This is a genomic window from Enterobacter genomosp. O (assembly GCF_001022965.1).
In the GTDB taxonomy this organism is placed as follows: Bacteria; Pseudomonadota; Gammaproteobacteria; order Enterobacterales; family Enterobacteriaceae; genus Enterobacter; species Enterobacter cloacae_L.
Map to the genome: position 1 here is coordinate 77349 of NZ_LECZ01000021.1, position 22817 is coordinate 100165.

Below are 22817 nucleotides of genomic sequence, written 5' to 3' on the forward strand. Positions count from 1 at the left end.
TTTGACTAGTTCGTAACCTGCTTTTTATGGAGTCCTGCGTTGCGCGCCTGACGCCCCATCACCAGCACCGCGATCCCACCCGCTACGCACAGCCCGGCCAGAGGAAGCATGGCCAGGGTACTGCTGCCCGTATGCTCATTAATAATGCCGTAAGCATTGACCATCACCGCGCCGCCAATAAGGTTGGCGATGGCCCCAATCGCGGCGAGGCCAGCGGCGGCTGAGGTGCTGCTCATCCAGCCCGATGCCAACGCCCAGAACGGTCCCTTCATTGAATAAGCCCCGATCAGAATGATACTGAGGATCACAATCGTGGCGAACAGCGATACACTCACGAACGCGGCAATTACGCCCGCAGCAATCATGAAAAGCGTCAGCGCGGTATGCCAGCGGCGTTCGTTGGTCCGGTCAGAACTCCGTCCCCAGACAATCATGAGGACAGAGGCCAGGCCGTAGGGGATGGCGTTAAACAGACCTGTCTCCAGATTATTGAGATGGAACGTTTTGAGCAGCTGAGGAGACCAAACGCTGATCGTTGTACCCGCTGAAGATGCACCCGCGTAAATCAGCGCCATCAGCCAGATTTGACGATGCTTCAGCAGCTGCCATGTCGTCTGGTGGCCGATACTTTTATGCTGCTGACGTTCACTCTCGAGCGTCGTTTCCAGCCAGTGTTTCTGCTCGCCGCTGAGCCAGTTTGCCTGATGAGGGCGGTCGCGGAGAATAAACCATGCGGCAATACCCAGCAGCACAGCCGGCAAGCCTTCAATGATAAACAGGAGGTGCCAGCCGCGCAGGCCCAGCCAGCCATCCAGTGACAGAATTACGCCAGACAGCGGAGAGCCAATAAAGTTGGCCAGCGGGATCGCGACCATGAATGAGGCAATAATGCGTGCGCGATAGCGCGACGGGATCCACCAGGTCAGATACAGCACGACGCCCGGGAAGAATCCCGCCTCTGCGGCACCCAGCAAAAAACGTACGATATAGAGCGAGGTGGTGTTCTGTACTAGTGACATACACATGGACACAATGCCCCAGCTGATCATAATGCGCGGTATCCACAGCCGGGCGCCCACTTTCTGCATCGCCAGGTTGCTCGGTACCTCAAACAGAAAGTAGGCCACGAAATAGAGGCTACTGGCGAAACCAAACGCCGCTTTGCTGAGGCCGAGATCCTCATTCATCTGCAGCGAAGCCATGCCGATATTCCCGCGATCGATAATGGAGACCAGGTAACTGACAATCAGAAACGGGAGAATACGCCAGATCACCTTCCGCATTGTCTCTCTTTCTATGTCCTCGGTGGCGGTAGCGCCGTTACGTAAATGTTCTGTCATTGTGTCCTCGCAGGGTTTGTTCTTGGTTTTATCAGGTACAACTGTGTTTTATTAAACAAAACCACTATAGCGACGGCGCGTTATTTTTATCCAGTTAATGGAAGGTTTAAATGATGTAAATAAGAGGTGACTCACAGATAGTGCGCTCCGGATATATTGCTTACAGCTGTTGCCCAGCCACGCAAACAGGACACCCTATTAAGTGAATAATCACGCAACGCAATTATTGCACCAACTTTTCCTCTCCACTCAACTAAGCTTCGACCAGGTGCCCCGCCGCGTTCGCGGGGCCATATCCCTTTTGGTCAGAGCACGCGTCATGCAGCTACTCAGTATTATTATTTTGCTAACCCTTACCGTGGTGATTCATTCGCTGTGGATGTTCGGGGTGTTGAAATTCATTACGTTAGAAGTCGATTCTGCGGTTCGTATTGTTTTACGTAATGTCGGCATCGTTATCTCCATGATCTTCGCCCATCTCCTTGAGGCGGGGCTGTTTGCTGCGTTTTATTTTGTCATTGACGCGTTTAAGGACTGGAACACCAGTTTCTACTTTTCGCTGGTCAGTTACGCCACGGTGGGATACGGCGATGTCACGTTACCCCAGCACTGGCGGCTTATCGGCGGGGTGGAAGGGCTGGTGGGCGCGTTGATGGTTGGCTGGTCTGTGGCGGTTCTGGTGGCGGTGCTGCAGCGTTTGCGTGGCATGAGCGCCTAAACGGCAGATGCGCGATCCCCGCCTGGTAAGGTAAAGTACACTCCTCTTTACGCAGCCGACAGGGCTGCGGCTTTGAGGGTGAAAAGGCTGATTAACAGCCCACCCTTTTCTGTTCCTGGTTTACGCCAGTTTGCATGGTGTTGTGTTTTGTCTGCCAAAAGGGTTTTGTATGTCTGCTGCTCATCTCGGTTTCCCGACTGAAACCGTTGTTGTCTTTGTCGTGATGGCCGTTGGGGCGATGTTTATCGACCTCTTTATGCATCGTCATGATAAACCGATCTCGCTGAAAAGCGCCGCGATGTGGTCCCTCTTTTGGGTCATGATGGCGATGGCGTTCGCCGGGTTCCTGTATGTTCACCACGGCGCAGAGATGGCGAGCCTGTTCCTCACCGGCTACGCGCTGGAAGAGGTGCTTTCCGTCGATAACCTGTTTGTGATGATGGCGATTTTTGCATGGTTCGGCGTGCCGGATAAGTATCGCCACCGCGTGCTCTACTGGGGGGTGCTGGGTGCGATAGTGTTCCGCGGCATCTTTGTGGCGATTGGGACAAGCCTGTTGAGTCTGGGGCCTTACGTAGAAGTGATCTTCGCGCTGGTCGTCGGCTGGACGGCGGTGATGATGCTCAAACGCAATGAAGAGAGTGACGAAGTGGAAGACTACTCGGGTCATCTCGCTTATCGCCTGGTGAAGCGCTTCTATCCTGTCTGGCCGAAAATCAGCAGCAATGCCTTTATTCTGACGCAGAAAGAGGTGGATGCGGAGCTCGAAAAACCGGAAAACCAGGACGTGACGGTGGGACGCGTTAAGAAGGCGAAGCGCTATGCCACGCCGCTGCTGCTTTGCGTGGCCGTCGTCGAGCTCTCTGATGTGATGTTCGCGTTTGACTCCGTGCCGGCCATTATTGCCGTGAGCCGCGAGCCGCTGATTATCTACAGCGCCATGATGTTCGCCATTCTCGGCCTGCGTACGCTCTACTTCGTTCTGGAAGCGCTGAAGCAGTATCTGGTGCACCTCGAAAAAGCCGTCGTACTGCTGCTGTTCTTCGTGGCGTTCAAGCTGGGATTAAATGCCACCGATCACTTCTGGCATCACGGTTATAACATTGGCGCCACGGCAAGCCTGTTTGTCGTGCTCGGCGTGCTGGCGCTGGGGATTATTGCGAGCGTGATGTTCCCGGGGAAACGTACTGCCTGATGCATCGCTTTTCTCCCTCTCCCTGTGGGAGAGGGTTGGGGTGAGGGCACCAGAGCGCACCTAACCCTTAATCGGCGAATTCCGGCGCTTGCGCGGGTGATGGAAATGCCGCCAGTGTGGATCCTGCGCGGCTGCCAGCAGTTCGTGGTCGCCGCGGGTGTCACCCCAGGCGCGCAGGTGATAGGCGTTCAGATCGCCATACACCTTTTCCAGTCTTGCCACTTTCTGGGCGCAGCGGCAGTTATTGCCCGTAATGCGCCCCGTCAGCTTGCCGTCTTTCACTTCCAGCTGCGTGCCAATCAGCTTAATGCCCAGCTTGTCGGCCCACGGCTGGAGCACCAGCGCAGGCGACGCGGAGCAGATGGTCACTTCCGCACCGGAATTCACCTCTGCGGCGACGGCCATCACGCCCTCCGGACGCATCAGTTTGCCCCAGTATTTTTCGCAAAACGCCTCTGCCTGCTGGCGTAGCCAGTGTTCATCCACGCCCGTCAGGAACGTTTTAATCAGCACTTCCTTCAGCTCATCGCGCGTCAGCTTGCGACGCACGCAGTGGAGCGTGGGCAGCGCCATACGCACCAGACGACCCGCGAAGTAACGTTTACCAAAGGCAAAACGCAGGAAAGGGATAAAGCTGTCGTGGTGGGTTAATGTCCCGTCAAAGTCAAAGACAGAGAGCACGTTGGATTTCGCCACCGTCTCGTCGGCAATCATGTTGGTCATAAATACGTCTTAGCTGAAATACACATTCTGTGGATCAGTTTACCTGCTTTACCTGGACAGTCCTTACATCACAACCATTTTTTTCTCGATCTTGCGATCTCAACGTGAGTCCATTTTTGGTCCCGATAAAGATTGGTGAAGAAATGAACTGTCTATATTATCGCCACATCGCAAGATATTTAGAGGGGCCATTGTCCCTCACAGGTAAGGATAAATTCACTCACAGACTCTCTTTTGATATGACGTTCAGATCGCTTATTTCAATCCTCACGTTAAGTTTTGCTTCGTTCTCTGCATTAAGTTTTCAACTGCCTGCGTCGATGCTATCGATGAACAGCGAGCTGGCGGTATCCCCGGCGAAGTCTGCGCTGGTGCACCAGGAAACGGGTCCGCTACGCTCCCGAATTCTTGACCAATACCAGAAATGGAAGGGAACCCAGTACCAGTGGGGCGGAACCACGCAACGTGGGGTGGACTGCTCCGCCCTCATGCAGCATCTGTTCAGCGATGCGGCGCACCTTGATTTACCGCGCACGACGAGCGAGCAGATCCATCGCGGTGTGCAGGTGGCACAATACCGCCTGAGGCCCGGAGACCTGGTCTTCTTCCAGACCGGTCCGAACCGCAAGCACGTCGGCGTGTATATTGGTGATAGCCAGTTTATTCATGCCTCAAGCAGCCAGGGCGTAACGGTTTCAACCCTGACTGACAGCTACTGGCAGGAACGCTTCATCACCGCCCGCCGCATAGCAGGCGCTGCAGCCTGACGGATCAGATGATGTCATCCACGACGCCGCCATCGACGCGCAACGCCGCGCCCGAGGTGGCGGAGGCCTGGGTTGAACAGACATAAATCACCATATTGGCCACCTCTTCAACCGTAGCCGCGCGCTGGATAACCGAGCTGGGGCGGTTGGCCATCACAAACTCTTTCGCCAGCTGCTCCAGCGATTTGCCGGTTTTTTCGATTTCATCCTTCATCATTTCCGCGAAACCGTCAGACATCGTTGGCCCCGGCAATACGCTGTTGACCGTCACCCCGCTTCCCGCCACGAACTTCGCCAGCCCGCGCGCCAGCGAGAGCTGCGCCGTTTTGGTCACGCCGTAGTGGATCATATCCGCCGGGATATTGCAGGCCGACTCGGAGGAGATAAACACCACGCGTCCCCAGCCTTTCTGCACCATGCCCGGCAGCAGGGCGCGGGAGAGGCGCACGCCGGACATGACGTTGGTCTGCCAGTAACGTTCCCAGGTTTCATCGTCGGTGGCATAGAAATCCTGCGGGCCGTAAATCCCGGCGTTGTTGACCAGGATATCGACGTTATTCGCGACCTTCAGAAGTGATTCGACCCCTTCGGCCGTACCGAGATCGGCAATCGCGGCACGCACCTGCACGCCGGGCACCACCTGCTGGAGCTGTTGAATGCCCTTATTCACCGATTCCGTGCTGCGGCCATTGACGATCACTTCCGCACCGCTCTCTGCCAGACCTCTGGCAATGGCGAAGCCGATCCCGCCGGTTGAGGCGGTTACCAGCGCCACTTTTCCCGCAAAGTCGATTTTCATCATCTGCTCCTTATCGTTTTAACGCTCGGACCTTAAAGCGTAGCAGGTGAGGATGAGGGCTCCTGGCTAAAAAGCCGCAACAGCGCCTCAACCTGCTCATCCAGCGGGGCGAGGGAGCGCTTAACGATGAGGTGAAGCGGCGTTGCCCTGCGCGCACCGTGGCTCAGCGGCAGCCGCTTCAGCACGCCTTGATCCAGCAGGGTCTGGATGCGTTCCTCCGGCAGCCAGCCATACCCGACCTGAGAGACGACGGCTTCAATGGCGGCATCGATGGTGGAAAACGTCCACGACTCGCCGGCCGCGCGCGCGGCGGTCTGGTTGTCCGCAATCTGGATGAGCGGCCACGGGCGCAGCATGTCGTCGTTAAGCGGCGCGTCGAGCTGAAAGAGGGGATGCTGGTGATGCGCCACGGCAACAAAGTCGATATTCATCAGCCATTCGCCGAGGCCGGTCACGTCCTGGCGGCGGGTTAAGACCATTACGTCGGCTTCGTCATTGATGGCATCGGCGCGGGACGTTTCCAGCACTTCGGTGAGACGCACCTGGGTTTGCGGATACCGCTGCTGGAACTGACGCAGAATGGCGAACAGGCGTCGACGCGGGAAAACCGTGTCTACCACCAGATCCAGTCGGGTGCGCATCCCGTTGCGAAGGGTCCCGGCGCGCGTCTCGACGTATGAAAACGCCTTCAGCAGCGGTTTAACCTGGTTGAGAAGGAGCTCCCCGGCGGGCGTTAATACTGCTCGTCGCCCCTCCGGTACCAGCAGCGCCACGCCGAGCCGCTCCTGCAGCAGCGACAGGTTATAGCTGACCGAGGACTGGCTGCGGTGGGTCTCTTCCGCGGCTTTGGCGAAGCTGCCCGCCTCCACTACTTTCGCCAGTAAAGACCATTGTTCAAGGGTCGTCTTATGCATAATCTATCTAAAATTTGGATGAATTTGATTAAAACATAGCGTTATTCATTCATTTTTTGAAGGGGTACGATCGTCTCATCAAAACAAAGGAGACATTTTATGAACACCTTCGACAAACACGACTTAAGCGGCTTTATTGGTAAACACCTTGTTTATACCTACGATAACGGCTGGAACTACGAGATTTATATCAAAAACGAAAACACCATCGACTACCGTATCCACAGCGGGCTGGTGGGGAATCGTTGGGTAAAAGATCAGCGGGTGTATATGGTTCGCGTGGGTGAGAGCATCTATAAAATTTCCTGGACCGAGCCAACCGGTACCGACGTCAGCCTGATCGTGAACCTGGGCGACAAACTGTTCCACGGCACCATCTTCTTCCCGCGTTGGGTCATGAACAACCCGGAAAAAACCGTGTGCTTCCAGAACGATCACATTCCGCTGATGAACAGCTATCGCGATGCAGGCCCTGCGTATCCAACGGAAGTGATTGATGAATTTGCTACAATCACCTTTGTACGCGACTGCGGTGCAAATAATGAAAGCGTCATCGCCTGTGCGGCCAGCGAGTTACCAAAAAACTTTCCAGATAACTTAAAATAAGCGCGACAATTAACTAAAAAGAAAAGTTCCCGGCTATTCCATACTATTTTGGAATAGCCGGGATTTTTTTTGTTTGTTTATGGTTGGTTTAAATCAATTCATTTCAAAATGTTGCTGACGATCACATTAAAAAAATTTCATATTTATTTAACTTGTTGTTTTTAAACTATCTGCTAGTTGTTTTATAACGTTGTAAATGTTGTCTTAATTTTTTCCTAAGAAAAGAAAGCTACTTTGAGACGAGTTTATGGTTCGTTGAAATAAACGGGCTGGCATTTGGTTAATATCAAAAACGTGCCATTTTTATTGCAAGGAAATTAATAATGAGTGATTTTCTGCCTTTTTCGCGACCGTCGATGGGCGCTGAGGAAATTGCGGCCATTCAGGACGTTTTGATGTCGGGCTGGATCACCACAGGGCCTAAGAATCAGGAACTTGAAGAGGCATTCTGTCAACTTACCGGGAATCAACACGCGATTGCCGTCTGTTCAGCCACCGCGGGAATGCACGTCACGCTGATGGCGCTGGATATTGGCCCGGGCGATGAAGTCATTACTCCCTCACAAACCTGGGTCTCCACGCTAAATATGATCGTTTTGCTGGGCGCAACGCCGGTCATGATTGATGTGGATAAAGATACGTTGATGGTGACGCCACAAGCCGTTGAAGCTGCTATTACTCCACGTACCAAAGCCATTATTCCCGTTCATTACGCCGGCGCGCCGTGTGAAATTGACGCTATCCATGCCATCGGGGAACGTCACGGCATTCCGGTAATTGAAGATGCGGCTCATGCCGCCGGAACGTATTACAAGAACCGTCATGTGGGCTGGAAAGGGACGGCGATTTTCTCCTTCCACGCCATCAAAAATATGACCTGCGCAGAAGGCGGCTTGGTCGTCACGGATAATGCCGAGCTTGCTGCGCGGATCCGCAGTCTGAAATTCCACGGTCTGGGCGTGGATGCCTATGACCGCCAGACGCACGGTCGTGCGCCGCAGGCGGAAGTGATCGCGCCGGGCTATAAATACAACCTGGCGGATATCAATGCCGCGCTGGCGCTGGTGCAGCTGGGCAAGCTGAAAGAGGCCAACAAGCGCCGCCAGGACATTGCTGAACGCTACCTGCGTGAGCTTGCCGATACGCCGTTCCAGCCGCTGACTATTCCGTCATGGCCGCACGTTCACGCCTGGCACCTGTTTATTATTCGCGTGGATGAAGCTCGTTGTGGGATTTCCCGCGACAGCCTGATGGCGGCCCTGAAAGAGAAAGGCATCGGCACCGGCCTCCATTTCCGCGCGGCCCACACGCAAAAATACTACCGCGAGCGTTTTCCTGATGTATCGCTCCCGAATTCTGAATGGAATAGCGCGCGTATTTGTTCTCTCCCTCTTTTCCCGGACATGACTCATGACGACACAACCCGCGTCATTACCGCACTCCATCAGCTTGCAGGACATTGATATGTTCAGTGCACCGCCCGTACAAAAAGTTTCCGTGGTCATCCCGGTTTATAACGAGCAGGAGAGCCTGCCCGAACTGATCCGTCGTACTACGGCCGCCTGCGACACGATGGGCAAGGCCTACGAAATTCTGCTGGTGGATGACGGCAGCAGCGATGATTCTGCGCTGATGCTGACCGAAGCCGCACAGGCCGAAGGCAGCCATATTGTTGCCGTGCTGCTCAACCGTAACTACGGCCAACACTCGGCGATTATGGCGGGCTTTAGCCACGTCACGGGCGATCTGGTCATCACCCTGGACGCTGACCTGCAAAACCCGCCGGAAGAGATCCCGCGCCTGGTTGCCAAAGCCGATGAAGGCTACGACGTGGTCGGCACGGTGCGTCAAAACCGTCAGGACAGTCTGTTCCGTAAGCTGGCTTCGCGGACCATCAACCGACTCATCCAGCGTACAACCGGTAAAGCGATGGGCGATTACGGCTGCATGCTGCGCGCCTACCGCCGCCATATTATCGACGCCATGCTTCACTGCCATGAACGCAGCACCTTTATTCCGATCCTCGCCAACACCTTTGCCCGTAAGGCAACGGAAATTCCGGTTCTGCACGCCGAGCGCGAGCACGGGGAGTCGAAGTACAGCTTTATGCGTCTCATCAACCTGATGTACGACCTCATCACCTGCCTGACCACCACGCCGCTGCGTCTGCTGAGCGTTTTCGGCAGCATCATCGCCGTGGCCGGGTTTGCGCTGTCCGTCCTGCTGGTCGTGCTGCGACTGGTCTTTGGCCCGCAGTGGGCGGCGGAAGGGGTCTTTATGCTGTTTGCCGTGCTGTTTATGTTCATCGGCGCCCAGTTTGTCGGGATGGGGCTCCTCGGTGAATACATAGGCCGAATTTATAACGATGTTCGCGCGCGTCCGCGCTACTTTATTCAACGTGTTGTCCGTCAGGAACACAAAGCATCTCAAGAGGAAATTCACCCATGAAAGCTGTCGTATTTGCGTATCACGATATGGGGTGCACGGGCACGCTGGCCCTGCTGGAAGCGGGCTATGATATTGCTGCAATCTTTACCCATCCGGACACGGCCGGAGAAAATAACTTTTTCGGCTCCGTGGCGCGTATCGCCGCCGAGCGCGGGATTCCGGTTTATGCGCCGGACGACGTCAACCACCCGCTGTGGGTGGAGCGCATCCGCGCGCTCGCGCCGGATGTGATCTTCTCGTTCTACTATCGCAACCTGCTTTCCGACGAGATCTTAGGTCTGGCCGCAAAAGGGGCCTTTAATCTTCATGGCTCTCTGCTGCCTGCCTACCGTGGCCGCGCCCCGCTGAACTGGGTGCTGGTAAACGGTGAAGCGGAAACGGGCGTGACGTTGCACCGCATGGTGCGCCGCGCGGATGCGGGCGCTATCGTGGCACAGCAGAAGGTCGCTATTGAGGCAGACGAAACCGCGCTGCAGCTGCATCAAAAGCTGAATGCGACGGCGCAGACGCTGCTGCGTGATGCGCTTCCCTCCATCCTCAGCGGCACCTTCAGCGAAGCCGCGCAGGATGAGAGCAAGGCAAGCTGCTTTGGCCGCCGCACGCCGGAAGATGGCCGTCTGGACTGGAACAAGCCGGCTCGCCAGCTGCACAACCTGGTGCGTGCCGTGACCGATCCGTGGCCGGGCGCGTACAGCTTTGCGGGCGTTAGCAAGTTTATCGTCTGGAAATCTCGCGTGCGTGATGACATCCCGACCGCTAAACCGGGCACCGTCGTCTCTGTCTCTCCGCTGATTGTGAGCTGCGGCGAGCAGGCGCTGGAGATCGTCACCGGGCAAACCGACAACGGCCTGTACGTTCAGGGTACCCAGCTGGCACAGTCTCTGGGTCTGGTGGCCGGGGCATTGATCACCAGCGCGCCGGTGGTTGCCATCAAACGCCGCACCCGCGTGCTGATCCTCGGCGTGAACGGCTTTATCGGTAACCACCTGACCGAACGCCTGCTTAAAGACGATAACTATGAAATCTATGGTCTGGATATCGGCGCGGATGCCATCAGCCGTTTCCTCGACAACCCGCGTTTCCACTTCGTGGAAGGGGACATCAGCATCCACTCAGAGTGGATCGAGTACCACATTAAAAAATGTGACGTGGTGCTGCCGCTGGTCGCCATTGCGACGCCAATCGAGTACACCCGCAACCCGCTGCGCGTGTTCGAGCTGGACTTCGAAGAGAACCTGAAGATCATCCGCGACTGCGTGAAATACGACAAGCGCATCATCTTCCCGTCCACCTCTGAAGTGTACGGCATGTGTACCGATAAAAACTTCGATGAAGACACCTCCAACCTGGTGGTCGGGCCGATCAACAAACAGCGCTGGATTTACTCGGTCTCCAAACAGCTGCTGGACCGCGTGATTTGGGCCTACGGCGAGAAAGAAGGGCTGCGCTTTACCCTGTTCCGTCCGTTCAACTGGATGGGGCCACGTCTGGATAACCTGAACGCGGCGCGTATCGGTAGCTCCCGCGCAATCACCCAGCTGATCCTGAACCTGGTAGAAGGCTCACCTATTAAGCTTATCGAAGGCGGTAAACAGAAACGCTGCTTTACGGATATCAGCGATGGTATCGAAGCCCTGTTCCGCATCATCGAAAACAAAGATAACCGCTGCAACGGTGAAATCATCAACATCGGTAACCCGGAAAACGAAGCGAGCATTCGCGAGCTGGCAGAGATGCTGCTGGCCAGCTTTGAGCGCCATCCGCTGCGCGATAAGTTCCCGCCGTTTGCCGGTTTCCGCGAAGTGGAAAGCAGCAGCTACTACGGCAAAGGGTATCAGGACGTTGAGCACCGTAAGCCAAGCATTCGCAATGCGAAGCGCTGCCTGAACTGGACGCCGACGGTGAAGATGGAGCAGACCATTGATGAAACGCTCGATTTCTTCCTGCGCACCGTGGAGCTCTCGGATCAGGCCTCATGAGAAAAGTCGGTTTACGCATTGATGTCGATACCTTCAGGGGAACGCGTGACGGCGTACCCAAACTGCTGGAACTGCTGAGCAAGCACGGTGTGCGTTCCAGCATTTTCTTCAGCGTGGGGCCTGACAACATGGGACGCCATTTATGGCGTCTGGTTAAACCGGCGTTTCTGTTCAAAATGCTGCGCTCGCGCGCAGCATCCCTCTACGGCTGGGATATTTTGCTGGCCGGCACCGCATGGCCCGGCAGGCGCATCGGCGCGGGTAATGAGGCCGTTATCCGTGAGGCGGCGCAGCACCATGAGATTGGCCTGCATGCCTGGGATCACCATGCCTGGCAGGCCTGGGCTGGCGTCTGGGACATCCCGCGCCTGTCCCGTGAGGTCGAGCGCGGGATGCTTGAGCTGGAGGCCATTACCGGCCAGCCCGTGCGCTGCTCCGCCGTGGCAGGATGGCGTGCGGATCAACGCGTCGTGAAAGCCAAAGAAGCGTTCGCGTTTCGCTACAACAGCGATTGCCGCGGAACCGGACCCTTTTTGCCGCTTTTAGGAGACAATCGCTACGGTACGGTGCAAATTCCTGTCACGCTTCCTACCTGGGATGAAGTCGTCGGGCGCGAGGTGAACGCTGAGGGTTTCAATCGCTATATTCTGGACTGCATCCATCGTGACGCCGGTACGCCGGTCTATACCATCCATGCAGAGGTGGAAGGAATTGCGTATCAGCACGATTTTGATGCGCTGCTGACGATGGCCGCTCAGGAGGGTATTGAATTCTGTCCGTTGAGCGAGCTGCTGCCAGACGACCTCAGCACCCTGCCCGTGGGCAAGGTGGTACGTAATGAACTGGCTGGCCGGGAAGGCTGGCTTGGCTATCAACAAACCGTGAGTTCGGCCCCATGAAAACAGCCCGTTATGGCTTAGCGCTTCTCGCACTGTTTATCGTTTACTACCTTATTCCTGTCGATATTCGCCTGCTGTGGCAGCCTGATGAAACGCGCTATGCGGAAATCAGTCGCGAAATGCTGGCGTCCGGAGACTGGGTGGTCCCGCATTTTATGGGGCTGCGTTACTTTGAAAAACCGATTGCCGGCTACTGGATCAACAGTATCGGGCAACTCCTGTTTGGGCATACGAACCTTGCCGTGCGCGCCGGGTCCATATTCTCGACCGGGTTAACGGCGCTGCTGGTTATCTGGATGGCCTGGCGTCTCTGGCGGGATAAGCGGACGGCCATTTTCTCCGGCCTTATCTTCCTGACCCTGTTCCTGGTGTATGGCATTGGGACCTATGCGGTGCTGGATCCCATCATCACCCTGTGGCTGGTGGCGGCGATGTGCAGCTTCTGGCTGGCCTCACAGGCCCAAACCGTTGCCGGAAAAGCGGGTGGCTATGTGCTGCTTGGGCTGGCGTGCGGGATGGGGGTGATGACCAAAGGCTTCCTGGCACTGGCGGTACCGGTGATTGGCGTGCTGCCGTGGGTGATTGCCCAGAAGCGCTGGAAAGAGGTGCTGATATTTGGCTGGCTCGCGATCCTGAGCTGCGTGCTGATTGTCCTGCCGTGGGCGCTGGCCATTGCGCAGCGTGAGCCTGACTTCTGGCGTTACTTCTTCTGGGTTGAGCATATTCAGCGTTTTGCCCAGAGCGACGCGCAGCATAAAGCACCGTTCTGGTATTACCTGCCGTTCCTGATTGCGGGCAGCCTGCCGTGGCTGGCGCTGCTGCCCGGCGCGTTTCGTCTCGGCTGGAATGACAGGCAAAACGCCGGTGGCGGGTTCTACCTGCTGGGATGGGTGGTGATGCCGCTGCTGTTCTTCAGCATCGCCAAAGGCAAGCTGCCGACCTATATCCTGCCGTGCTTTGCCCCGCTGGCTATCCTGATGGCGCGCTATGCCTGCCTCGCGGCGGAAAAAGGCGCCAGAGCGTTGCGCATTAACGGCGGGATTAACCTGGCGTTTGGCGTCATCGGCGTGATAGCGGCGCTGGTGGTCTCGCCGTGGGGACTGTCTAAGCACCCGGTCTGGACGTCGGTGGAACTGTATAAAGTCTTCTGTGCGGTGGTGGCGTTCCTCATCTGGGCCGCGGTGGGCTGGTTTACGTTCAGGCAGAGCCAGCAGCGCTGGTGGCTGGCTGCCTTGTGTCCTGCGGGCCTGGCGTTGCTGATTGGCTTTGCCATTCCTAACCTGGTGGTGGATTCCAAACAGCCGCAGTCGCTGGTCGATACCGTGCGCGAGCCGCTTCAGGACAGCCGATTTGTGCTGGCCAATAACGTTGGCCTGGCCGCTGGCCTGGCGTGGGAGCTGAAGCGTAATGACATCACGCTGTTTGGTCAGAGTGGCGAACTGCGCTACGGGCTGGATTATCCCGATGTGAAAGATCGTTTTGTCGGTAAAGATGACTTCGCGCAGTGGCTGGCGGAGCATCGTCAGCAGGGACGCGTATCGCTGGTTATCCTGCTGTCAAAACGCGATGACCTTTCGCGGGCGAATCTGCCTGAACCGGACAGCCTGTATATCCAGGGTCGTCTGGCCTACCTGCAGTATCTGCCGAAGTGATGACCTGGATTTGGCTGATACTGGCAAGCCTGCTGAGCTGCGCGGGGCAACTGTGCCAGAAGCAAGCCACCCGTCCGGCGAAAGCCGGGCGGCGTGGCGCGCATATCGCGCTGTGGCTTGGACTCGCACTGCTGGCGCTGGGCAGCGGGATGCTGGTCTGGCTGGTGGTGCTGCAACGCCTGCCCGTTGGCATAGCCTACCCTATGCTGAGCCTCAATTTTGTCTGGGTGACGCTGGCGGCGAAGGCATTCTGGCGTGAGAACGTCGCGCCGCACCACTGGCTGGGGGTTGGGTTCATCATCATTGGGATTATTGTGCTGGGAGGGAGCCTGTGAAAGGAGCGTTCTGGGCGTTATGCAGCGTGCTGTTAGTCAGCGCCGCGCAGCTGCTGCTGCGAAGCGCCATGCAGGCACTGCCGCCCGTAAACGATATCCTGGCGTTTATCTCTGCACTGTGGCACTTCTCGTCCGGCACCGGGGCGCTGCTGCTGGGGTTGATGGGGTATGTGGCCTCGATGGGCTGCTGGTATCTGGCGCTGCATCGAATGGCGCTCAGCAAAGCGTACGCCCTGCTGAGCCTCAGCTATATTCTGGTGTGGGGCGCCGCGATCCTGCTGCCAGGCTGGGGGGAGCGCTTCTCCTGGCACGGGCTGGTAGGCGTCGGGTTTATTATTCTGGGTGTGCTGGTGATTTTTCTGCCCCGAACGTCCCAAAGTGAATAATTGACTCGGTGGTCAGGGTATAAGGGGTCGACGTACAGACGGCCAGGCTCAGCGAGCCTACCTGTAACTGGCTGACCGCGTGTGTCTGCGCCGTGCTGTCAATGCTGACAATCTGCCAGGCACTGCCGCCACGCTGCTTCACAATCGCTTCTTTCCGTGTCCAGATACGCCAGAACGCGGAAAGCTGTTCCTCCGGGGCGGCTCGCTCCAGCTCATCGTGCTCTGTCATGCTGAAAACGGCATTCGCCAGCGCCTGCCAGTTTTGCCGGGGACGAATCACTTCAATATCGCAACCGACTTCGCCTTCATCGCTCATCAGTAAGGCGATATCGTCACCGCTGTGGCTCAGGTTAAACCACAGCGGATCCCCCTTCGCAAAGGCCGGTTTTCCTTGCTCGCCGTAGATGATGTCGGGGAGCGGGAGAGGGGATAACGTTCTGGCGAGCAGCGTCCTGCCCGCCAGCCAGGAGGCACGTCGGGCACCCTGAGGTGCTCTGTCTGCGAGCGTTGACGCCAGCGGGTCCGCGCAAAGGGTGGAGATTTTTCCCAGTACAAACTGGTACATAGTTACGCCCAGCGTTTAATGATAATCGAGGTGTTGATGCCGCCAAACGCGAAGTTATTGCTTTGCAGATACTCGCAGTCGATCTGGCGGGCTTCTCCCATAATATAATCTAAAGCACCGCATTGCTCATCCGGTTGCTTTAAATTGAGCGTCGGGGCAAACCAGCCTTCACGCATCATCTGCACGCTCATCCACGCTTCCAGCGCGCCGCAGGCCCCTAACGTGTGGCCAAAATAGCTCTTCAGCGAAGAGATGGCCACCCTGTCGCCATAGATGGCTGCCGTGGCCTGGCTTTCGGCAATATCGCCGCGATCGGTGGCGGTACCATGGGCGGAAATATACCCTATGTCCGTGGCGCTTAAGCCCGCCATCTCCAGCGATTGCTCCATGCAAATCTGCATGGTTTCACGCTGTGGCTGGGTGATATGCGCCGCATCGCAGTTGGTGGCAAAGCCCACGATTTCGCCATAGATGGTCGCCCCGCGCGCTTTGGCGTGCTCCAGCTCTTCCAGAATCAGCGTGCCGGCCCCTTCACCGATGACCAAGCCATCGCGCTCTGTATCGAACGGTGACGGCGTGGTTTTCGGCGCGTCGTTGCGCTGGCTGGTGGCGAACAACGTATCAAATACCGCCGCTTCTGACGGACAAAGCTCCTCGGCTCCCCCGGCGACCATGACGGTTTGATAGCCGTGGCGAATGGCTTCCCAGGCGTAACCAATTGCCTGGCTGCCGGAGGTACAGGCGCTCGACGTGGGAATGACGCGCCCCCGCAGACCAAAGAACAGCCCGGTATTGACCGCAGTAGTGTGCGGCATCATCTGCACATAGGTGGTGCCGGTGATGTTATTGGTGTGTTTTTCCATAAGCATGGAGGCGAAGTCGCTGACCGGCCCCGTGCTGCCCGTCGACGATCCGTAGGCGATGCCGGTTTGACCCTGGGTCAGCACCGCGTCATCGATCAATCCCGCCTGCTCAAGCGCCAGCTCGGTGGCGCGGGTTGAGAGCAGCGACACGCGGCCCATGGCGCGAATGCGCTTACGGGTATAGTGTGCCGGGAGGGTGAAATCCTCGATGGGCGCAGCCAGCAGCGTTTGCAGGCCGTCATACTCCCGCCACTCATTCATGGTGCGCACGGCATTTTCGTAGCCGAGCAGCCGCTGTGAAATGGTCAGCCAGTGCTCGCCAAAGGCGGTCACGCCCCCCATCCCCGTAATCACCACCCGACGCGTCATAGCATCCCTCCGTTGATCGAGATAACCTGGCGAGTCACGTAGCCTGCCCGGTCCGACATCAGATAGCTCGCCAGCCCGGCCACCTCGTCGGCCTGGCCCAAGCGTTGCATAGGGATCATGGACATGGCCTCCTTCAGCGCGGCCTCTTCCATCTCGATCATGCCGGTATCAATCAGCCCGGGTGCGATGCAGTTCACGGTGATTTTGCGCTTTGCTAGCTCAATGGCCAGGGCCTTGGTGGCGCCGATAATACCGGCTTTGGCGGCGCTGTAGTTCACCTGGCCACGGTTGCCCATCACGCCTGAAACGGATGACAGGGTGATAATTCGCCCGCCTTTGCGGGTTCTTATCATCGGCATAATGCAGGGGTGAATGACGTTATAAAAACTGTCGAGGTTGGTATGGATGACGCTATCCCAGTCCTCTTCGCTGAGCGCCGGAAACGCGCCATCGCGGGTAATTCCGGCATTACTGACCACGCCATACCACGCGCCAAACGTACTGATTTCCTGTTCCAGAACCTCACGGCACTGCTCGCGATTGCCCACGTCAAACGTAAGCAAACGGCCCGTTCCACCGGCCTGAACAATATCATCCAGCGTCTCCCTGGCGCCGTCAGCATCACGATGGTAATGCACGCCCACGGTGAAACCGTCGGCCGCAAGCTGACGGGCGATGGCGCGGCCAATGCCTTTGCTGGCACCGGTGACCAGTACGGAACGTGTCATGATGGAGCTCCCTGAGTGAAAAGTGAGGTTAATTCTTCCTCGCTGGGCTGGAAGGTATTCACGCGGCCCGTGGCAAGAGGGACGTTATCTGCCTGGATGATGCATTCAAAGCTGCCAAAGCGTTCATCCTGCATCAGGCGTTCGATGGAAATGGTTAACGTGGTGCCTGCGGCAAAGCGTCCTGCGCCGCAGACCAGCTCGCGCGCACCCAGCACCATGCCAAGCGCGCTGTGGGGCAGGCCTTTCTGCAGACGTTGCCATTCCGACCAGACGCCCACGGTCTGGGCCATCAGTTCCAGCGCAAACCAGCCAGGCAGATCGCCGTCAGCGTTCAGGAAGGGGGCAAGCACACCGTGCCCGTCGACCGTGACGCTGCACGCCGCGCCGCTGTCGGTAATATTCTCAACGCGCTCCAGCAGCATCATCGGCGCGTCGTGAGGAAGGTAGTCGCTGGGGGATAAATAGCTCATGACACTCTCCCCAGCAGCAGGCTGGCGTTGTTACCGCCGAAGGCGAATGAGTTCGATAAAATCACCGGCTTTTTCAGCGCGACGCTCTTATGCAGTAAGCCGCAGGGAGGCAGCGTGTCGTCTGGCGCGTAGCGGGCAAAATCCTGCGGCGGCAGCGGCAGGTCGCGGGTCAGGATTAGCCAGCTTAACGCCGCTTCGGTGATCCCGGCCGCGCCAAGCGTATGGCCGGTAAGATGTTTGGTGGAGCTGCACGGTACCCGGTCGCCAAAGAGGGCGTTAATCACGGTCGCCTCTATCCGATCGTTAAGAGGGGTCGCGGTGCCGTGCAGGTTGATATAGCCCACGTCATCCGCCGTCATGCCCGCCTCATTCAGCGCCTGGGTAATGGCGCGAAGGGCGCCTTCCCCCTGCGGATGTGGGGCAGAGATATGGTAAGCATCGCTCGATTCCCCCGCACCCAGCAGCGCAACCCGATCCGGTTCGCGGGTCAGCACCATCAACGCCGCCGCTTCACCGATGGTGATCCCCCGGCGGTCGCGGCCAAACGGTTCGCACCGCGTGGGCGAGAGCGACTCAAGGCTGTTGAATCCGTTGACCGGCATCCGACTTAAGCTATCTGCGCCGCCAACAATCGCCACGTCCACCAGTCCGGCGTCGATCAGACGCTGTCCGCTGATAATCGCCCGGGCGCTGGAGGAGCATGCTGTCGAGATGGTATACGCCGGACCGTCCAGCTGCAGCCAGTTGGCCAGGAAGCGGGAGGGGTCACCCAGCTCCTGTTGCGGATACTGCCATTGTGGGCTGGGTTCTCCGTTCAGGGAAAGGCGCACGTACTCATCGCCTTCATCCAGCCCCGAGGTGCTGGTGCCAAGCACCACCGCCACACGGTCGCGCCCCACGCGCGCAATGGCTGCCTCGACGGCGGGCTGAATCTGCGCCAGCGCGGCCAGCAAAAGCTGATTGTTACGGCTGCGGTGCGCTGACAGGCTATCCGGTATTGGCGGCAGTTCACCCTCAACGCCGCCTAGCACGGCGTCGGGCATCCCCTGTAGCCACCCGGCGCGGGGACGCATACCGGGAGCTACCCCGGCGTTCAGGTTTGCCGCAATCTCGTCGGCCGAGTTGCCCAGCGCGTTGACCATGCCAACCGCGGAAATGTAAATCATCTCAGTCACCCAGATATTGAATGGTGATGTGGTATTTAAAAACGTGCTGCTCGATGCCGATCGGCTCGCGCTTCCCTTTGCGCTGTAGATAGACAATCTCGGTCACCAGCTTGCCGTCGGGGTTACGCAGTTCGCGTCGGGTGTCAGTATCGTTTAGCGTCCAGCCTTTCGGCAACTGCGGCTGCCAGGCGCTGAGCGGCCAGTGGCTGAGCATCACATCCGCCAGCACCTGGCTGGCTGGCGGCAGCTGCGGCATAGCGACAGACTGCTCGGTATGGATCCCGGTGCTGTCATAGGTCGCGAGGAACAGACGGATCCCAACCGAGGAGAGCCCGGCCAGCGTCACCTTTTGCCCGTCAGCGTTCAGCAGAACCAGCAGCGACTGGGTCTGACCGTTAAATCGGCCGGTCAGTAACTGCTGTGAGCGGATAGCCGGGGTAATGCCGGGCGGCGGCAGCGTGACTTTGGTTCCCGGCTGGAGCCAGGCCTGCGGGCGCGTCCCTTCAGTATCGGTCGAATGGCTGCAGCCTGCCAGCAGCAGCGTCGCGGCCAGCGCGGCGGCGCGGTATAAAGCGTTCATTATCCTTTTCTCTCGTTCTTAACCGGCATCGCCAGCGGAGCCAGCAGGAAGGCAGTAAAAATACCGCTTACCAGCACGATACCAAAGCTGCTGATGGCCTGCGTCGCGCTGAACACCAGCATGCCCAGCGTCAGCAGCGTGGTCATCATCGCCAGGGTGATGGCCAGCATCGACGTCAGCGGCGTGCCGCGCGGGTTGCTGAAAAACAGCGTGTAGTTGATGCCAATGCCGAGGACTAGCACCAGCGCCAGCAGTGAAAACAGATTAACCGAATGCCCGGCGACGGCCAGCGCCGCCAGCCCGCAGCTGAGCGACAGCACCGAGGGCACGAGGCTAATAAGCCCCCGGCGCCAGCCAAGACGAATTATCGCGCCGCAGGCAATCACCGCCAGCGCCACGCACAGTAGCCCCGTCAGCAGGGTGCGGTAGAGGGCAAACAGGCTGTCAAAGCTGGCCTTGCGATCGACCCAGACAACCCCGTTATGGCGGGCGGCCAGCTCGCTGAGTGCCGCGCTGTTTTTGACGCCGTCCACCGGGACGAGCACGCCACTTTCCCCGCCTGGCAGGGTCAGCCAGAGCAGACGCCAGCCTTCGCTGGCAGGGCTGGCAAGCCATGCGTCCACGCTGACCGGCATGGCATCCAGATTCGGTGAGACGGCATTAAGCCCCGCATTGCGCAGCACGTTCGTGACCGCAGGCGCGGCGTTGTGCAACAGCGCAAGATCGCTTTTTTGACGCGCCAGCGAGTTCAGCGGCAGGGTTCGCCAGCCTGCAAGCTCACCCATTTTTTGCGCCTGCGCCAGCGCCGGGGTGAAGGCCTCCAGCCGCTCCAGCGTTTGCTGGGCCGACGCGCCGTAAACCACAAACCACTTCTGATCGACGCTCTGGCCGGTCAGGGCGGTAATGGCCTTCTCCTGCGCCAGAATCGCTTTCGGGAGCGCCTGTAGCTGGGCAATATCGTCGTCTACCCTCAGGGTGCTAATCCCTGCGGCGGAAAGGAGCGCCAGCGTGATGGGCAGGCCAACAGCCAGCGTCTTTTTACGTTGCCAGGCGACCAGCCAGCGCGACATCAATCTCCTGGCCGGAACCGGGCGCACCGGCAAACCGCGGCACAGCCAGGGGTGCCAGAAGATCACCGTCAGACAGGACGCGCTCAGCCCCACGGCGGCAAACAGCGCCATCTGGCGGATCCCAGGGAAGGGGGCGAGCATCATGATCAGGTATGCCACGACGGTCGTCAGGAGCGCCAGCAGCAGGGCATGACGCACTTTGTCCAGGCTTTGCCACGGCGAACTTTCGCGACCGTGCACCATCCGCTCGGTCAGGTAGTAGAGGGTGTAATCTGCCGAAATACCGATGATGCTCATGCTCATCACCAGCGTCATCAGGTGCAGCTCTCCATACAGCAGCAGGGTGGCGACCGTGCCCGCCAGCGCGCCGACGGCAATCGAGATGGCGCACAGCAGCAGCGGCCGAAGGGAGCGAAACGTCGCCACAATTAGCAGGAGCACGCCCAGAAGGGTGGTGACGCCGAGCGTTGAGATATCTCGTTTGGCCTGCTGGCTGGCGTAATCGCTGTAAAAGACGGTGCCGCGAGACAGCAGCTGCGCCTGCGGATAGCGCGCTTTTAGCTTCCCCTCCAGCGCCTTAAGGGTGGTTACCAGCCGGTGAGTTTGCTGCATATCGAACGACGAGCCCGCCAGCTCGCCGTGCAGCAGATACCAGGTGTTCCCCGCCTCATCTTTAGTGACCAGCCAGCCGTCCATCAGCCGCATTTTCTGGCCGTTTTGCGCGAGGGCGAGCTGCGAGCCGCGCATCAGCATCAGCGGATCGTTTTGCAGCTCCTTGCCGCTCACGCCGGAAAAGGCCGAGTAGAGCTGGGATAAAATCCACTGCGCCTGCGCTTCGCCGCCGTTTTGCAGGCGGGCGCGGGTGGCCGGATCGATCAGGCCGTTGCGGTGCTGCCAGAAGAATTCTCCCCAGGCCTTTTGCCCGGCGGCGTCCATCGGGCCTTTGACCTCGCTGAGCGAGCCGCTACTTTGCAGCAGTTCCAGCCATTGCTGCGCCACGCGCGGGTCCGGATCTTTGCCGGGGCTGACCAGCCAGACCAGCTGGCGGTCTAGCCGCTGCATAAATCCGTCGTTAAGCGCCGGAGGAATGGCCCCCAGCGTATGTTTCGGCAGCATGGCCAGCACGCTGCTGTTCAGGCGCGCGCCGGGCAGCAGCGACAGCAGCACGCCCAGCAGAATCAGGCATACCGTGGCCCACAGCAGCGCCGGGCGGAGGGATTTACGGTGCGGCAAAGCGTTGGCGTTCTTCATCGGTCAGGCTGGCGGGCGTTAGCTGGTGGCGGGTGAGGGTGATATCCGTGCGGTCGCCCTGCTTGTCGTTGAGACGAACAGATTCCAGATACGTTGCACCGCCCAAATCGAGGGTAGCGAAAATCTTGTCCAGCGGCGTCGTTTTAGGTGTGAGCACCAGCGACCAGCGGCCTTCTCCCAGGTCTTTAAAATCGATGCGGAAGTTGTCTTCCAGCACCTTGCGGTCGGCCTGGAATAACGCCCGCAGCAGGTGGTTGAACTGGAACATCTGCGGATTATTGTCGGCGGTAATGGTCTGCGGTGGCTGGCCGTTGATCGCCTGAACCATCCGTTTGTCGTCCAGCAGCAGCGTCATGGGGAACGGGGCTTTTTGATCCCACAGCAGGCCGCTATCGCGGGCGATCAGCATCTCGCCCTGCGAACGCAGCGGCTGCGGCATATCTTTAATGGTGCGAACCTGCTCGAAGTGCGCGCGCACCACGGGTTGCTCTGTGAACCGCTGCTGTAGTTCATTCAGCGTTACGGCGCTGACCAGCGGGCTGATCGTCAGAGCCAGCAAAAGCAACCATTTCATGGCGTCACTCCCATTCGTTCAAACAGTATTGCCGGGCTTACGAAGCACATCTCACGGGTGGCTTCATCTACCGCCACCTGGATGGTGTAGCCGGTGGTGGTCCGTTTACCGGTCTGCGCGTCGAAAATTTGATAGGCAATGCGCAGGCGGTTTTCATACTCTTCAACGTGCGCGCGGACGCGAATGCGTTGCTCAAACGTCACCGCATCGCGGTATTTCACACGCGTATCGACAACCGGCCAGACGTAGCCCGAGGCCTTCATCTGGCGATAGCCATAGTCAAACTGATTGAGCAGCGCCTCGCGGGCGATCTCAAAGTAGCGGAAATAGTTGCCGTGCCAGACCACGCCCATCATGTCGACGTCGTGGAACGGAACGGTTAACTCAACTTCCGTCGTAAAGCGGGGATCGGTCAGCACC

The 22817-nt window shown here is 58.3% G+C and carries 24 protein-coding genes; 11 read left to right on the forward strand and 13 right to left on the reverse strand.

Annotated elements, in window-relative coordinates:
* Positions 1-5: 5 nt before the first annotated feature.
* Positions 6-1340, reverse strand: a complete 1335-nt coding sequence (locus tag ABR39_RS02850) for an MFS transporter (RefSeq protein ID WP_047345690.1) — start codon at positions 1338-1340, stop codon at positions 6-8.
* Between the two features lie 319 nt (positions 1341-1659).
* Between ABR39_RS02850 and ABR39_RS02855 the strand changes: the two genes are divergently transcribed.
* On the forward strand, positions 1660-2058 hold the full coding sequence (locus ABR39_RS02855) for a potassium channel family protein (RefSeq protein WP_047345691.1): 399 nt from the start codon (positions 1660-1662) through the stop codon (positions 2056-2058).
* A 169-nt stretch (positions 2059-2227) separates the two neighbouring features.
* Entirely contained in the window at positions 2228-3253 is a 1026-nt protein-coding gene (locus tag ABR39_RS02860; RefSeq protein WP_047345692.1) for a TerC/Alx family metal homeostasis membrane protein, read from the forward strand.
* A 60-nt stretch (positions 3254-3313) separates the two neighbouring features.
* Here ABR39_RS02860 and ABR39_RS02865 read toward each other — a convergent pair whose 3' ends face one another.
* Positions 3314-3976, reverse strand: coding sequence for an HAD family hydrolase (locus ABR39_RS02865; protein WP_082132617.1), 663 nt, complete (start codon positions 3974-3976; stop codon positions 3314-3316).
* Positions 3977-4215: 239 nt separating this feature from the next.
* Between ABR39_RS02865 and ABR39_RS02870 the strand changes: the two genes are divergently transcribed.
* On the forward strand, positions 4216-4743 hold the full coding sequence (locus tag ABR39_RS02870) for an NlpC/P60 family protein (protein ID WP_047345693.1): 528 nt from the start codon (positions 4216-4218) through the stop codon (positions 4741-4743).
* A 4-nt stretch (positions 4744-4747) separates the two neighbouring features.
* On the opposite strand, the gene ABR39_RS02875 is transcribed toward ABR39_RS02870, so the two are convergent.
* A complete protein-coding gene (locus tag ABR39_RS02875; RefSeq protein WP_047345694.1) occupies positions 4748-5542 on the reverse strand; it encodes an SDR family NAD(P)-dependent oxidoreductase in 795 nt (264 codons plus the stop codon).
* A gap of 32 nt (positions 5543-5574) precedes the next feature.
* A complete protein-coding gene (locus ABR39_RS02880; RefSeq protein WP_047345695.1) occupies positions 5575-6456 on the reverse strand; it encodes a LysR family transcriptional regulator in 882 nt (293 codons plus the stop codon).
* 99 nt (positions 6457-6555) lie between these two features.
* Between ABR39_RS02880 and ABR39_RS02885 the strand changes: the two genes are divergently transcribed.
* The 8 genes from ABR39_RS02885 (at position 6556) to arnF (ending at position 14761) form a co-directional block, all read left to right on the forward strand.
* Entirely contained in the window at positions 6556-7062 is a 507-nt protein-coding gene (locus ABR39_RS02885; protein ID WP_047345696.1) for a phenolic acid decarboxylase, read from the forward strand.
* Between the two features lie 323 nt (positions 7063-7385).
* The gene (gene arnB / locus ABR39_RS02890; RefSeq protein ID WP_047345697.1) at positions 7386-8525 is read left to right on the forward strand and encodes a UDP-4-amino-4-deoxy-L-arabinose aminotransferase; all 1140 of its coding nucleotides are present in this window, start codon (positions 7386-7388) and stop codon (positions 8523-8525) included.
* Between the two features lies 1 nt (position 8526).
* On the forward strand, positions 8527-9510 hold the full coding sequence (gene arnC / locus ABR39_RS02895) for an undecaprenyl-phosphate 4-deoxy-4-formamido-L-arabinose transferase (RefSeq protein ID WP_047345698.1): 984 nt from the start codon (positions 8527-8529) through the stop codon (positions 9508-9510).
* Positions 9507-11489, forward strand: coding sequence for a bifunctional UDP-4-amino-4-deoxy-L-arabinose formyltransferase/UDP-glucuronic acid oxidase ArnA (gene arnA / locus ABR39_RS02900; RefSeq protein WP_047345699.1), 1983 nt, complete (start codon positions 9507-9509; stop codon positions 11487-11489). The genes arnC and arnA overlap by 4 nt, the downstream gene beginning before the upstream one ends.
* Positions 11486-12388 (forward strand): 4-deoxy-4-formamido-L-arabinose-phosphoundecaprenol deformylase, encoded by a 903-nt coding sequence (gene arnD, locus ABR39_RS02905; RefSeq protein ID WP_047345700.1) that lies wholly within the window; start codon positions 11486-11488, stop codon positions 12386-12388. The genes arnA and arnD overlap by 4 nt, the downstream gene beginning before the upstream one ends.
* On the forward strand, positions 12385-14040 hold the full coding sequence (arnT, locus tag ABR39_RS02910; RefSeq protein ID WP_047345701.1) for a lipid IV(A) 4-amino-4-deoxy-L-arabinosyltransferase: 1656 nt from the start codon (positions 12385-12387) through the stop codon (positions 14038-14040). The genes arnD and arnT overlap by 4 nt, the downstream gene beginning before the upstream one ends.
* Positions 14040-14375, forward strand: coding sequence for a 4-amino-4-deoxy-L-arabinose-phosphoundecaprenol flippase subunit ArnE (arnE, locus tag ABR39_RS02915; RefSeq protein ID WP_047345702.1), 336 nt, complete (start codon positions 14040-14042; stop codon positions 14373-14375). Before arnT ends, arnE begins: the two co-directional genes overlap by 1 nt.
* Complete coding sequence (gene arnF / locus ABR39_RS02920) at positions 14372-14761, forward strand: 4-amino-4-deoxy-L-arabinose-phosphoundecaprenol flippase subunit ArnF (RefSeq protein ID WP_047345703.1); 390 nt, start codon at positions 14372-14374, stop codon at positions 14759-14761. The genes arnE and arnF overlap by 4 nt, the downstream gene beginning before the upstream one ends.
* On the opposite strand, the gene acpT is transcribed toward arnF, so the two are convergent.
* Genes acpT through ABR39_RS02965 form a run of 9 tightly spaced genes read right to left on the reverse strand, consistent with a single transcriptional unit; the run spans position 14709 to position 22816 of the window.
* Positions 14709-15326 carry a 4'-phosphopantetheinyl transferase AcpT gene (gene acpT / locus ABR39_RS02925; RefSeq protein ID WP_047345704.1) on the reverse strand — a complete coding sequence of 206 codons (618 nt, stop codon included), beginning with the start codon at positions 15324-15326 and terminating at the stop codon, positions 14709-14711. The two genes, arnF and acpT, sit on opposite strands and share 53 nt — an antisense overlap.
* A gap of 2 nt (positions 15327-15328) precedes the next feature.
* Positions 15329-16558 carry a beta-ketoacyl-ACP synthase gene (locus ABR39_RS02930; protein ID WP_047345705.1) on the reverse strand — a complete coding sequence of 410 codons (1230 nt, stop codon included), beginning with the start codon at positions 16556-16558 and terminating at the stop codon, positions 15329-15331.
* The gene (locus ABR39_RS02935) at positions 16555-17286 is read right to left on the reverse strand and encodes a 3-ketoacyl-ACP reductase FabG2 (protein ID WP_047345706.1); all 732 of its coding nucleotides are present in this window, start codon (positions 17284-17286) and stop codon (positions 16555-16557) included. Before ABR39_RS02935 ends, ABR39_RS02930 begins: the two co-directional genes overlap by 4 nt.
* Positions 17283-17756, reverse strand: a complete 474-nt coding sequence (locus ABR39_RS02940) for a 3-hydroxy-fatty acyl-ACP dehydratase (protein ID WP_047345707.1) — start codon at positions 17754-17756, stop codon at positions 17283-17285. The genes ABR39_RS02935 and ABR39_RS02940 overlap by 4 nt, the downstream gene beginning before the upstream one ends.
* Entirely contained in the window at positions 17753-18922 is a 1170-nt protein-coding gene (locus ABR39_RS02945; RefSeq protein ID WP_047345708.1) for a beta-ketoacyl-[acyl-carrier-protein] synthase family protein, read from the reverse strand. Before ABR39_RS02945 ends, ABR39_RS02940 begins: the two co-directional genes overlap by 4 nt.
* Position 18923: 1 nt before the next feature.
* Positions 18924-19502 carry a DUF3261 domain-containing protein gene (locus tag ABR39_RS02950; RefSeq protein ID WP_047345709.1) on the reverse strand — a complete coding sequence of 193 codons (579 nt, stop codon included), beginning with the start codon at positions 19500-19502 and terminating at the stop codon, positions 18924-18926.
* Positions 19502-21823 carry an MMPL family transporter gene (locus ABR39_RS02955; RefSeq protein WP_047345710.1) on the reverse strand — a complete coding sequence of 774 codons (2322 nt, stop codon included), beginning with the start codon at positions 21821-21823 and terminating at the stop codon, positions 19502-19504. The genes ABR39_RS02950 and ABR39_RS02955 overlap by 1 nt, the downstream gene beginning before the upstream one ends.
* Entirely contained in the window at positions 21792-22397 is a 606-nt protein-coding gene (locus tag ABR39_RS02960; protein ID WP_047345711.1) for a LolA family protein, read from the reverse strand. The genes ABR39_RS02955 and ABR39_RS02960 overlap by 32 nt, the downstream gene beginning before the upstream one ends.
* A complete protein-coding gene (locus tag ABR39_RS02965) occupies positions 22394-22816 on the reverse strand; it encodes an acyl-CoA thioesterase (protein ID WP_047345712.1) in 423 nt (140 codons plus the stop codon). Before ABR39_RS02965 ends, ABR39_RS02960 begins: the two co-directional genes overlap by 4 nt.
* Position 22817: the final 1 nt, after the last annotated feature.